General features: G+C 65.1%; 11 protein-coding genes. 4 read left to right on the top strand and 7 right to left on the bottom strand.

Going from position 1 to position 11,758, the window contains the following annotated elements; all coding sequences use genetic code 11:
- Window positions 1-37 precede the first annotated feature (37 nt).
- Window positions 38-967, bottom strand: a complete 930-nt coding sequence (locus LTA6_RS12175; protein WP_407357928.1) for an aldo/keto reductase family oxidoreductase — start codon at window positions 965-967, stop codon at window positions 38-40.
- A 52-nt stretch (window positions 968-1,019) separates the two neighbouring features.
- On the opposite strand from LTA6_RS12175, the gene LTA6_RS12170 reads away from it, so the two are divergent.
- Window positions 1,020-1,622 carry a GNAT family protein gene (locus LTA6_RS12170; protein WP_341974022.1) on the top strand — a complete coding sequence of 201 codons (603 nt, stop codon included), beginning with the start codon at window positions 1,020-1,022 and terminating at the stop codon, window positions 1,620-1,622.
- A gap of 13 nt (window positions 1,623-1,635) precedes the next feature.
- On the opposite strand, the gene LTA6_RS12165 is transcribed toward LTA6_RS12170, so the two are convergent.
- Together LTA6_RS12165 and LTA6_RS12160 are read right to left on the bottom strand one after the other, a co-directional pair.
- On the bottom strand, window positions 1,636-1,839 hold the full coding sequence (locus LTA6_RS12165; RefSeq protein ID WP_363548136.1) for a hypothetical protein: 204 nt from the start codon (window positions 1,837-1,839) through the stop codon (window positions 1,636-1,638).
- Window positions 1,836-2,897 carry a hypothetical protein gene (locus tag LTA6_RS12160; protein ID WP_407357927.1) on the bottom strand — a complete coding sequence of 354 codons (1,062 nt, stop codon included), beginning with the start codon at window positions 2,895-2,897 and terminating at the stop codon, window positions 1,836-1,838. The genes LTA6_RS12165 and LTA6_RS12160 overlap by 4 nt, the downstream gene beginning before the upstream one ends.
- Before the next feature lie 415 nt (window positions 2,898-3,312).
- On the opposite strand from LTA6_RS12160, the gene LTA6_RS12155 reads away from it, so the two are divergent.
- The 3 genes from LTA6_RS12155 (at window position 3,313) to LTA6_RS12145 (ending at window position 7,624) form a co-directional block, all read left to right on the top strand.
- A complete protein-coding gene (locus LTA6_RS12155) occupies window positions 3,313-5,136 on the top strand; it encodes a S8 family serine peptidase (RefSeq protein ID WP_407357926.1) in 1,824 nt (607 codons plus the stop codon).
- Between the two features lie 130 nt (window positions 5,137-5,266).
- A complete protein-coding gene (gene pgi / locus LTA6_RS12150; RefSeq protein ID WP_407357925.1) occupies window positions 5,267-6,946 on the top strand; it encodes a glucose-6-phosphate isomerase in 1,680 nt (559 codons plus the stop codon).
- A gap of 30 nt (window positions 6,947-6,976) precedes the next feature.
- On the top strand, window positions 6,977-7,624 hold the full coding sequence (locus tag LTA6_RS12145) for a LysE family translocator (protein ID WP_407357924.1): 648 nt from the start codon (window positions 6,977-6,979) through the stop codon (window positions 7,622-7,624).
- A gap of 110 nt (window positions 7,625-7,734) precedes the next feature.
- Here LTA6_RS12145 and nrdF read toward each other — a convergent pair whose 3' ends face one another.
- From nrdF to nrdH, 4 genes are read right to left on the bottom strand one after another with little or no spacing between them, the layout of a single operon-like run.
- Window positions 7,735-8,715, bottom strand: a complete 981-nt coding sequence (gene nrdF, locus LTA6_RS12140) for a class 1b ribonucleoside-diphosphate reductase subunit beta (RefSeq protein WP_341974007.1) — start codon at window positions 8,713-8,715, stop codon at window positions 7,735-7,737.
- Window positions 8,716-8,746: 31 nt separating this feature from the next.
- Window positions 8,747-10,846 carry a class 1b ribonucleoside-diphosphate reductase subunit alpha gene (gene nrdE, locus LTA6_RS12135; RefSeq protein ID WP_407359274.1) on the bottom strand — a complete coding sequence of 700 codons (2,100 nt, stop codon included), beginning with the start codon at window positions 10,844-10,846 and terminating at the stop codon, window positions 8,747-8,749.
- Between the two features lie 41 nt (window positions 10,847-10,887).
- Window positions 10,888-11,328 (bottom strand): class Ib ribonucleoside-diphosphate reductase assembly flavoprotein NrdI, encoded by a 441-nt coding sequence (gene nrdI / locus LTA6_RS12130; RefSeq protein ID WP_341974006.1) that lies wholly within the window; start codon window positions 11,326-11,328, stop codon window positions 10,888-10,890.
- 6 nt (window positions 11,329-11,334) lie between these two features.
- On the bottom strand, window positions 11,335-11,568 hold the full coding sequence (gene nrdH / locus LTA6_RS12125; RefSeq protein WP_102191535.1) for a glutaredoxin-like protein NrdH: 234 nt from the start codon (window positions 11,566-11,568) through the stop codon (window positions 11,335-11,337).
- Between the last annotated feature and the right edge of the window lie 190 nt (window positions 11,569-11,758).

Below are 11,758 nucleotides of genomic sequence, written 5' to 3'. Positions count from 1 at the left end.
GACAGTTCGGGTCCCCGAACCGGCCGAACGGCGTCGGTCATGGCAGCAGGTGACCGGCGGCCCGGAACAACTCGTACCATTCCGGGCGGGTCAGGGTGATGTCTGCGCCGGCCGCGGCATCGCGCACCCGTTCCGGCGTGGTCGTCCCGAGCACGACCTGCATGTTCGCGGGGTGCCGAGTGATCCATGCTGTGGCGATCGCGATCGGAGTCACGCCGTACGACGCCGCGAGCCGGTCGATGACGGCGTTGAGTTCGGCGTACTCCGGGTTTCCGAGGAACACACCGGTGAAGAACCCGCCCTGGAACGGTGACCATGCCTGGATCGTGATGCCGTTGATGCGGCAGTAGTCGACGATGCCGCCGCCGTCGCGTCCGACGCTCTGCTCCTCGGCGGCCATGTTCGCAGCGACCGGCTGCGCGATGATCGGCGCATGCGTGATCGACAGCTGCAGCTGGTTGGCGACGAGCGGCTGCCGCACGGCCGTGCGCAGCAGATCGATCTGTCGCGGGGTGTGGTTGGAGACGCCGAAGGCGCGCACCTTGCCGGCGGCCTCGAGTTCGTCGAAGGCTCGGGCGACCTCGTCCGGCTCGACGAGCGCGTCGGGTCGGTGCAGCAGAAGCACGTCGATGAAGTCTGTGCGCAACGCCCGCAGCGATCCCTCGACCTGAGTGACGATGTGTTCGTAGGAGAAGTCGAACATGCCCTGCGCCGGCACGATCCCGCACTTCGTCTGCAGGACGATCTCGGCGCGCTCGGCAGCGCTCAGCTGCAAGGCATCCCCGAACCGCGCCTCGCAGGCGTGCATGCTGCCGCCGTAGATGTCGGCGTGATCGAAGAAGTCGATGCCGGCAACACGGGCGGTGTCGTAGAGTTCCCGGATCTGGGCGTCGGTCTTGTCGGTGATGCGCATCATTCCGGCGATGACGGCGGGGGCGGTGGTCGATCCGAACGGCACTGTCTTCATGGGGCAACGCTACCGCGCGGGTCGGACGGCTCGGCGCTGGTTGAATGAATCCATGGCCTTCCTCGTCGATCCCTCCCCCGTCACCCTCACCGGCCGTTTGGTCGAACTCCGCCCGCTCGAGCGCGCACATCGCGACGAGCTGATCGAAGCCGTCGAGGAGGGCGATCTCTGGCAGACCGCGTGGTACACCTCGGTCCCGTCACCGGACGGGGTCGCCGCCGAGATCGAGCGCCGCCTCGCCCTGAGCGAGAAGCACGAGATGGTGCCGTTCACGGCATTCGACACCGCGGGACGGGTGATCGGGATGACGACGTTCTACGACCTCGACCCCGACGTGCCCCGGCTGCACATCGGCTACACCTGGAATCGTCCATCGGCGCACGGAACCGGCACGAATGCCGAGTCGAAGTTGCTGCTGCTGCAGCACGCGTTCGAGACGCTGGGCGTATTCCGGGTCGGACTCACCACGCAGTGGGTGAACTTCCAGTCGCGCGCAGCGATCGAACGTCTCGGCGCGAAGCAGGACGGGGTGATGCGTGCCATGAGCCGCTACCGGAACGGCGCACTGCGCGACAGCGTCGAGTTCTCGATCATCGAGCCGGAATGGCCGGCTGTGAAGGCGAACCTCGACGCGCGCCTCGCCAGGCGGCGCTGACGACGGGAGGTCGTTACTCGGCGGCGTTGCCCGACCAGTTGTTCGAGCGGCGCGTCGCCGATCCGCGCTGGCGCATCATGAAGGCGAGCGAGAGGCACATGATGAGCAGGCCCGCGACGAAGACGATCGCCTGGAAGTCTTCGAGCGACTGCGCAAGACCCATGAGCCAGATGCCTCCGAGGAAGAGGATCAAGAAGAAGATGAAGCTGAGGATCACGGGGTCTCCTGTCGTAGCGGCCGCCTACCAGGATACTTCTCGTCCGCCGGCGTTCCGACCGCCCTGCGGAAAGTGATGACTTCGTCGCGGCGCGACTTGTGCACGTCGAAGCCCGCGAGCTCCAGGCGGCGAAAGACTCGCCTCGGCAGCGGAGGCAGCTCGGCCGTCCGACCCGCAGGCGCTTTGGCGATGCCCGTGAAGAGCGACAGATCGACGCCGGCCCCGCGGATCTCGACCCTGGCGTAGTCGCTGCGGCCGCGCCAGCGCAGGTACTCGAGGTCGGGGTGCCGGATGACGGATGCCACGGACCCGACGCTAATCCGGACCTCGTCGTTGCCGAACGCGACGGTGCACTGCTCTGTCCCCCGCCGGAGCACCGCGGTCAGAATCAGATAGGAAGGAAGGCCGAGGACCAGGCCGAGGAAGACGATCAGCATCCGCGGGCCGAGGTTGAGCACGACGTCGCCGAGGGCGATCAGGAGTACCACGGCCAGCGCGCCGACGACGACCACGATCGCGACGATGGCGACGGTGAGCTGCCGCAGCCGCATCTCGATGGCGGGGAACCGCACGAACGAGCCGTCGCCTCGCTCGTCGCGTTCCCATTCCGGGGTGACGCGCACCGGAGCGTTCTTGCGCTGGCGGCGGGTGAACGCGTCGGTGATCCGGCCGAGGAGACCCAGCCAGATCCACCCTGTCGCGGGGATCGTCGCCATCCAGAGGACGACGAAGACCCCGCGTACCGGATCAGGAAGCGGCTCGATCAGCCGCCCTCCGTACTCGGTGACGAAGATCATCAGCGCACCCAGGACCACGGCCACCGCGATGTGCAGCACCGCGCCGTTGCGCGGCATCCGATCCGTGGCGTTCACGAAGGCGAAACCGAAGCACCAACCAGCGACGAGCATGAGCACGAGCTGCACGATGTCGAGGTCGCCGGTCCCCAGAGTCAGCGCCGTTGCGGCCAGCAGGAGAAGGAATCCCCAGACGAGGGAGTTGAACACGAACCGGTGCCACCAGGGGGCGGTCGCCGCCGCGGGTGCCGTCATCTCGCTCATCATGGCAATCCTAGGATGCGTCCGCATCTGCCTCGCTGCGAGCCTGCGGATACCGCGGAAAGGAAGTATGCCCGAGTCCGGAACTAAATATTGGATCCGATGCAAAAACTGGCCGAAGGTCTGCTGAACGCATCCATTCCTGCGCCAAAAGGCAAATTGACGCTCCTTTGGCGAACCAATAATTTTCAGTCACGAGCCGATCAATTCCCAGGCCTCCCATTGGAGCACGTGATGACAGCACTGCGACTGCCGACGGCCTCTCCCATTCGACTGGTTCCCATCGCGTCGACGCGCATGCAGCGCGGGGCGGCGCCCACCGATCGCGTTCGGGCACGGCCCCGGACCGCGCGCTGACCTCCCCGTCAGCGCGGGGCGTCCACAAGACGCCCTCATCACCACAACGAGAGGGAATCCATTGTTCAAGAAGACCCCGTGGCGCAACGCCGCGTCACGAGGAGCCGCCACCGCGGCAGCACTCCTCACATGCACGGCCATCATCCTGACACCATCGTTCGCTGGAGCGAGCACCGATTCGACCGGTGATCCCGAGATCGTCGGCGCAAGCTCCACGAACGCCATTCCGGGCGAGTACATCGTCGTACTGAAGTCCCCCGGTGAGATCGGCACCGCCGACGACGTCTCATCCGCTATCACCAACGAAATCGGCGGAGAAGTGCTGAGCACTTTCAACGCTGCGCTCACCGGGTACTCGGCCGTCCTCAGCGAAGCGGAGGCGCTGACGATCGCGTCGGACGACCGCGTCGAGTACGTCGAACAGGCGCAGACCTTCTACGCTCTCGACGAGCAGGTCAACCCGCCGAACTGGGGCGATGACCGCATCGATCAACGCGACCTGCCCCTCGATCAGAGCTACACCTACCCCGCGTCGGCAGGTGCGGGAGTGAACGTCTACATCGTCGACACCGGCATCCGCAGCTCCCACTCGGAGTTCACCGGGCGCATGAAGCCCGGCTTCGACGCGGTCACCCCGGGCGGAACCGCCCAGGACTGCAACGGTCACGGCACGCACGTCGCCGGCACTGCTGCGGGCAGCACATACGGCGTGGCCAAGAAGGCCACCGTCCACCCGGTGCGCGTGCTCGACTGCCAGGGATCCGGCTCCAGCGCCGACATCATCGAGGCGATCGAGTGGCTCACCGAGAACGCAGTGAAGCCCGCGACGGCGAACTACAGCATCGGCTGCCGCACCGCGTGCTCCAGCCCGGCAACCGATCAGGCCGTCAAGAACCTCGTCGCCTCCGGCGTCACCTGGGTTCAGGCAGCTGGCAACAGCAACGACGACGCGTGCCGCTACAGCCCGCAGCTCGTGCCGGAAGGCATCACCGTCGGCAACTCGACGCGTACTGACGCCAAGGCCGGAACGAGCAGCTGGGGCTCATGCCTCGACGTCTGGGCGCCAGGCACCGAGATCCTGTCGGCCTGGCCGACCGGCGATGACGCGACGAACACGATCTCCGGCACGTCGATGGCTTCGCCGCACACGACGGGCGCCACCGCCCTGTACCTCGGCGAGAACCCCGGCGCGACGCCGGCGCAGGTGCAGGCAGCCATCGTCGACAACGCGTCGACCGGCAAGCTCTCCGGTCTCACCTCCGCGTCGCCGAATCGCCTGCTGTACACCGGCTTCCTGAACTCCGGCGACCCGGAGCCGGTCGCGGTCGACCTCGCCGCAATCGGCGATCAGACCGGCAAGGTCGGCCAGGCCGTCGACCTCGCTGTTTCCGTCACGGGCGGCACCGCTCCGTATGCGTTCTCCGCGACCGGTCTTCCCGCGGGTCTCGCGATCGACGCCTCCACGGGCACGATTTCAGGGACGCCGACTGCGGCGGGCACGTCGAACGTGACGGTAACGGTGACGGATGCGTCTGCTCCCGTCTCGACGGACTCAGCGGCGTTCGCGTTCACGGTCACGGCTGTCGACCCTGGCGTCTGCTCTGGCACGACCGTGTCGTCGGGCTCACTGAGCAACGGGCAGCAGGTGACATCGCCGACCTTCTCTCGCACCTCCGGCGCGCTTGAGGTCTGCCTCGACGGGCCGACCGGCGCGGACTTCGATGTCTACCTGCAGAAGCGATACTCCTTCGGGTGGTACACCGTCGCCCAGGGCACCTCGGCTGACGCCGACGAGAAGTTCACGTACAACGCCTCGTCTGGCACCTATCGCCTCGTCGTGAAGTCGTACGCGGGATCGGGAGCGTACACCGCGACCGTGAAGTGACGACAGAACCGGTGTGAAAGAGCGGATGCCGCGGGGGCGAACGAACCCCCGCGGCATCCGTCGCTCACTCCGGATGAGTGCCGCCGTCATCCGGCCGGAAGACCTCCCGCCGTGGGGGTACCTTGGACGCATGACCGCCCCGATCGATCCCACCCGCACCCCCGCCTGGGCCGAGCTCAGCGCTCTGCACGCGTCCTTCGAACCCGACCTCCGCGCCTGGTTCGCCGCAGATCCGTCCCGCGCCGAGCGGCTGTCCTTGCCCCTCGGCGATCTGCACGTCGATCTCTCGAAGAATCTCGTCACCGACGACGTGATCTCCGCGCTCCTCCGCCTCGCGGAGCAGACCGGAGTGGCTGACCGCTTCGCCGCGATGCTCGCAGGCGAGCACATCAACACCACGGAGGATCGCGCCGTACTGCACACCGCGCTGCGGCGCCCGGCCGGTGCCGCGCCCGCGCTGGTCGTCGACGGCCAGGACGTGGATGCCGACGTGCACTCCGTGCTCGATGCGCTCTCCGCCTTCGCCGATCGCGTCCGCTCCGGAGACTGGCTCGGCGTGACCGGCAAGAAGGTCACGCATGTCGTCAACATCGGCATCGGGGGCTCCGACCTCGGTCCCGTCATGGTCTACGAGGCGCTCAAGCCGTACGCGGATGCCGGCATCCAGGCTCTCTTCGTCTCCAACATCGACCCGACCGACCTCGCGCAGAAGACCGCCGACCTCGACCCCGAGACCACGCTGTTCATCGTGGCGTCGAAAACCTTCACGACTCTGGAGACGCTCACCAACGCGCGGCTCGCCCGCGACTGGCTGTGGGCCGGGTTGAGGGCATCCGGAGCGATCTCGGGCGATGACGCATCGCGCGTCGACGCCGTGGCGCACCACTTCGTCGCCGTGTCGACCGCCCTCGACAAGGTGGCCGCCTTCGGCATCGATCCCGTGAACGCCTTCGGTTTCTGGGACTGGGTCGGCGGCCGCTACTCCGTCGACTCCGCGATCGGCCTTTCCTTGGCGATCACTCTCGGCCCCGACGCGTTCCGCGATCTGCTGACCGGTTTCCACACCGTCGACGAGCACGTGCGGACGACGCCGCTGGAGCGCAACGTGCCGGTGCTGATGGGGCTGCTGAACGTCTGGTACGTGAACTTCTTCGACGCGCAGTCGCACGCCGTGCTCCCCTACGCTCAGCAGCTCAGCCGATTCCCGGCCTACCTGCAGCAGCTGACGATGGAGTCCAACGGCAAGTCCGTGCGCTGGGACGGCAGCCCGGTGACCACGGACACCGGCGAGGTGTTCTGGGGCGAGCCGGGTACCAACGGACAGCACGCTTTCTACCAGCTGATCCATCAGGGAACCCGCCTGATCCCGGCGGACTTCATCGCGTTCGCCAACCCGGCGTACCCGCTGCAGGACGACGGCCGCGACGTGCACGGGCTGTTCCTGGCGAACTTCCTGGCTCAGACCAAGGCGCTCGCCTTCGGCAAGACCGCCGAGGAGGTCGAGGCCGAAGGCACCACCGGTGCCCTCGTCGCCGCCCGGACCTTCGCCGGCAACCGCCCGACGACCTCGATCTTCGCGCCGGCCCTCACGCCGCAGGTGCTCGGCCAGCTCATCGCGCTGTACGAGCACATCACGTTCACGCAGGGCACGATCTGGGGGATCAACTCGTTCGACCAGTGGGGCGTCGAGCTGGGCAAGCAGCTGGCCACGCAGATCGCTCCGGCGATCGAGGGCGATGCGGCGGCGATCGAGGCCCAGGATGCGTCGACGAAGGCGCTGCTCGCGTACTACCACGCGAACCGCAAGTAGCCCTTCATAGGGGAATAGGCTCGCATCACCATGTTCAGCACCGCGACCCTCACGACGTTCATCGTCGCGGCGTTCATCATGGTCGCGATCCCCGGTCCGACCGTGCTCTTCACGATCGGCCGCGCCATGGCGCTGGGCCGCCTCGGCGGTTTCCTCAGCATCCTCGGAACCGCGATCGGCTCGATCATCCTCGTGATCGGAGTCGCGCTCGGCATCGGCACCGTGATCGCCCAGTCAGCCGTGCTGTTCACGGTCGTCAAAGTCCTCGGCGCGGGGTATCTGATCTTCCTCGGCATCCAGGCGATTCGGCACCGAAGGGATGCCGCGAACGCGATCACCGGGGCGCAGCCGAAACGCTCGGGCCACCGGCTCCTCGTGGAGGGATTCGTCGTCGGTGTCACGAATCCGAAGTCGATCGCGTTCTTCCTCGCGATCCTTCCGCAGTTCGCCGACCTGCGGACCGGGTCGGTCCCGCTGCAGTTGTTCGTCCTCGGTGCGATCGTCGTGACGATCGGCGTGGCCTGCGATGCTGTGTGGGTACTGCTCGCGAGCGCCGCACGAGAATGGTTCGGCCGTTCACCGCGGCGGCTGGAGGCGATGGGCGCGACGGGAGGCGCCCTGATGATCGCACTCGGTGCGTTCCTGCTGGTGTGGAGCGAGAAGCCTTCCAGCGTCTGAGCAGCGCTTCCCCTCGGCGTGCACTTAGGACGAAAGAGGCCCGAACCCGCGAGATTTCGCGGATCCGGGCCCCTGACCAGCTGTTTCGCTGGGACCTTGGAGAGAAGCTCTCAGAAGTCCCAGTCGTCGTCTTCGGTGGCCTCGGCCTTGCCGATGACGTACGACGAACCCGAACCACTGAAGAAGTCGTGGTTCTCGTCGGCGTTCGGGGAGAGCGCCGAGAGGATCGCCGGGTTCACGTTCGTCACAGACGACGGGAACATCGCCTCGTAGCCGAGGTTCATCAGCGCCTTGTTGGCGTTGTAATGCAGGAACTTCTTCACGTCTTCGGTCAGGCCGACGCCGTCGTAGAGGTCCTGCGTGTACTGCACCTCGTTGTCGTACAGCTCGTACAGGAGGTTGAAGGTGTACTCCTTCAACTCGTCGCGGCGTTCCTGGGTCTCCTTCTCGAGCCCCTTCTGGAACTTGTAGCCGATGTAGTAACCGTGCACGGCCTCGTCGCGGATGATGAGACGGATGAGGTCGGCGGTGTTGGTGAGCTTGGCGCGGCTCGACCAGTGCATCGGCAGGTAGAAGCCCGAGTAGAACAGGAAGCTCTCCAGCAGGGTCGAGGCGACCTTGCGCTTGAGCGGGTCATCGCCCTGGTAGTAGTCCATGACGATCTGAGCCTTCTTCTGAAGGTTCGGGTTCTCCTGCGACCACCGGAACGCCTCGTCGATCTCCTTCGTCGACGCGAGCGTCGAGAAGATCGAGGAGTAGCTCTTGGCGTGCACCGACTCCATGAACGCGATGTTCGTGTAGACGGCTTCCTCGTGCGGGGTGATCGCATCGGGGATCAGCGAGACGGCACCGACAGTGGCCTGCACCGTGTCGAGGAGGGTGAGCCCGGTGAAGACGCGCATCGTGAGCAACTGCTCGTCGGGGGTGAGGGTGTTCCACGACTGGATGTCGTTGGACAGCGGGATCTTCTCGGGCAACCAGAAGTTGTTCACGAGGCGATTCCACACCTCGACATCCTTGTCGTCCTGGATGCGGTTCCAGTTGATCGCCTGCACGTGGTCGACCAGCTTGAGTTTTTCGGGAGGGGTCATCATCTTTTCCTGTTCGAGAATCCCTGGAGCGTCAGAGCATGCAGCTGACGCACTCGGACATGTCGGTGCCCTCGAGCGCCATCTGACGAAGGCGAATGTAGTAGATCGTCTTGATGCCCTTGCGCCATGCGTAGATCTGCGCCTTGTTGATGTCGCGCGTCGACGCGGTGTCCTTGAAGAACAGCGTCAGCGACAGGCCCTGGTCGACGTGCTGCGTCGCGGCGGCGTACGTGTCGATGACCTTCTCGTAGCCGATCTCATACGCGTCCTGGTAGTACTCCAGGTTGTCGTTCGTCATGAACGCGGCCGGGTAGTACACGCGACCGAGCTTGCCTTCCTTGCGGATCTCGATCTTCGACGCGATCGGGTGGATCGACGACGTCGAGTTGTTGATGTACGAGATCGAGCCGGTCGGCGGCACCGCCTGCAGGTTCTGGTTGTAGATGCCGTGCTTCTGGATGGACGCCTTCAGCTCGGTCCAGTCCTCCTGCGTGGGGATGTGCTTGCCGGCGAAGAGTTCCTTGACCTTCTCGGTCTCGGGCACCCAGGCACGCTCGATGTACTTGTCGAAGAACTCCCCCGACGCGTAGGTGGAGTCCGCGAAGCCGTCGAAGGCCTGCTTGCGCTCGATCGCGAGGTTGTTCGACGCGCGCAGCGCGTGGAACAGCACCGTGTAGAAGTAGATGTTCGTGAAGTCGATGCCCTCTTCGGACCCGTAGAACACGTGCTCGCGGGCCAGGTAGCCGTGCAGGTTCATCTGCCCGAGGCCGATCGCGTGCGAGCGGTCGTTGCCGTCCTCGATCGAACGCACCGAGCCGATGTGACTCTGGTCGCTCACCGCGGAGAGAGCACGGATCGCCGTCTCGACGGTCTGGCCGAGGTCATCCGCATCCATCGACAGCGCGATGTTCATCGAACCGAGGTTGCAGGAGATGTCCTTGCCGATCTCCTTGTACGAGAGGTCCTCGTTGTAGGTGGTCGGCGTGTTCACCTGCAGGATCTCGCTGCAGAGGTTCGACATGTTGATCCGGCCCTTGATCGGGTTGGCCTTGTTCACCGTGTCCTCGAACATGATGTACGGGTAGCCCGACTCGAACTGGATCTCGGCGACGGTCTGGAAGAACTCGCGGGCGTTGATCTTGGTCTTCTTGATGCGAGCATCGTCGACCATCTCGCGGTACTTCTCGGTGACCGAGATGTCGCCGAAGGGAACGCCGTAGACCTTCTCGACGTCGTACGGCGAGAACAGGTACATGTCCTCGTCGTTCTTCGCGAGCTCGAAGGTGATGTCGGGCACGACGACACCCAGCGAAAGCGTCTTGATGCGGATCTTCTCGTCGGCGTTCTCGCGCTTGGTGTCGAGGAAGCGCATGATGTCGGGGTGGTGCGCGTTGAGGTACACCGCCCCCGCGCCCTGACGGGCACCGAGCTGGTTGGCGTAGCTGAAGCTGTCTTCGAGGAGCTTCATCACGGGGATGATGCCGGAGGACTGGTTCTCGATCTGCTTGATCGGCGCACCCGACTCGCGGATGTTCGACAGCAGGAGCGCCACGCCGCCACCGCGCTTGCTCAGCTGCAGCGCGGAGTTGATACCGCGTGCGATCGACTCCATGTTGTCCTCGATGCGCAGCAGGAAGCAGCTGACGAGCTCGCCGCGCTGTGCCTTGCCGGAATTGAGGAAGGTCGGGGTGGCCGGCTGGAAACGGCCGGAGATGATCTCCTCGACCAGGTTGATCGCGAGCTCCTCGTCGCCGTCGGCGAGACCGAGAGCGGTCATCACGACACGGTCCTCGAACCGCTCGAGGTAGCGCTTGCCGTCGAAGGTCTTCAGCGTGTAGCTGGTGTAGTACTTGAAGGCGCCGAGGAAGGTCGCGAAGCGGAACTTCTTCGAGTAGGCGAGGTCGTTGAGCTTCTGGATGAAGTCGAAGGAGTACTTCTCGATGACCGCACCCTCGTAGTACTCCTTCTCCACGAGGTAGTCCAGCCGCTCCTTGAGCGAGTGGAAGAACACGGTGTTCTGGTTCACGTGCTGCAGGAAGTACTCCCGTGCGGCGCGCTTGTCGGCGTCGAACTGGATCTTGCCGTCGGCGTCGTACAGATTCAGCATCGCGTTGAGGGCGTGATAGTCCATGCCCTCGAATGCCGGGTTGCCCTTGAATGCCACCTGCTCGGTCACTGCTGTTCCAGCTTCCACCGTCGCTCCAATCCGTCGCTCACGCGATCCACGTCGTCTTGTGTGCCGAAGATTTCGAGCCGGTACAAGTGCGGCACCTGACACTTGCGGCTGATGATGTCACCGGCGAGACAGAAGGACTCGCCGAAGTTGGTGTTGCCCGCGGAGATCACTCCGCGGATGTGGCGCCGGTTGCGCTCGTCGTTGAGGAACCGGATCACCTGTTTGGGCACGGCTCCTCGTTCGACGCCGCGCCCCTCACCCCCGCCGTAGGTGGGAGTCACCAGCACGAAGGGCTCGTCGATGACGAGATCACCCTCCTGCCGGTGGAGCGGGATGCGCGACGCCGGAAGCCCGAGCTTCTCGACGAAGCGCGCCGTGTTGCCGGACACGCTCGAGAAGTACACCAGGAGCGGCGCGGCTGTCGCGACGGCGCTCATGGTGCGTCACGCCAGGCGGGAGGCGAGTGCGTCGATCTTGTCGGGACGGAAGCCCGACCAGTGGTCCTCGTCAGTGACGACGACCGGCGCCTGCATGTAGCCGAGCGCCTTGACCTGCTCCAGAGCCGTCGGGTCTTCCGACAGGTCGTGGATCTCATACTCGATGCCCTTGGCATCCAGCGCGCGGTACGTCGCGTTGCACTGAACACAGGACGGCTTGGTGTAGACCGTGATCGACATCTCATCCCCTCAAATTCTTTGATTTCCGGCAGACCCCCCGCCGGGACTTCAATACTACATATGGGTACGGACATTGGGGGCGACCACAAGGGGTAGTAGTTACATCCCTGTAGTTTTCCACCGCTCTCCACTGCTACAACACAGGTTCTCCACCGTTTCTTCCACAGGCGCAGGCACCCTCTGAAGGGTC

The sequence above is a fragment of the Microbacterium sp. LTA6 genome (assembly GCF_045690355.1).
Classification (GTDB): Bacteria; Actinomycetota; Actinomycetes; order Actinomycetales; family Microbacteriaceae; genus Microbacterium.
This window is presented reverse-complemented; position numbering and strand designations above follow the sequence as displayed.

Excerpts from the sequence above, each read along its gene's own strand:
- LTA6_RS12175 (WP_407357928.1), bottom strand. The coding sequence starts at position 967 with ATGAAGACAGTGCCGTTCGGATCGACCACCGCCCCCGCCGTCATCGCC.
- LTA6_RS12170 (WP_341974022.1), top strand. The coding sequence starts at position 1,020 with ATGGCCTTCCTCGTCGATCCCTCCCCCGTCACCCTCACCGGCCGTTTG.
- LTA6_RS12160 (WP_407357927.1), bottom strand. The coding sequence starts at position 2,897 with ATGAGCGAGATGACGGCACCCGCGGCGGCGACCGCCCCCTGGTGGCAC.
- pgi (WP_407357925.1), top strand. The coding sequence starts at position 5,267 with ATGACCGCCCCGATCGATCCCACCCGCACCCCCGCCTGGGCCGAGCTC.
- LTA6_RS12145 (WP_407357924.1), top strand. The coding sequence starts at position 6,977 with ATGTTCAGCACCGCGACCCTCACGACGTTCATCGTCGCGGCGTTCATC.
- nrdF (WP_341974007.1), bottom strand. The coding sequence starts at position 8,715 with ATGACCCCTCCCGAAAAACTCAAGCTGGTCGACCACGTGCAGGCGATC.
- nrdE (WP_407359274.1), bottom strand. The coding sequence starts at position 10,846 with ATGGACTATCACGCCCTCAACGCGATGCTGAATCTGTACGACGCCGAC.
- nrdI (WP_341974006.1), bottom strand. The coding sequence starts at position 11,328 with ATGAGCGCCGTCGCGACAGCCGCGCCGCTCCTGGTGTACTTCTCGAGC.
- nrdH (WP_102191535.1), bottom strand. The coding sequence starts at position 11,568 with ATGTCGATCACGGTCTACACCAAGCCGTCCTGTGTTCAGTGCAACGCG.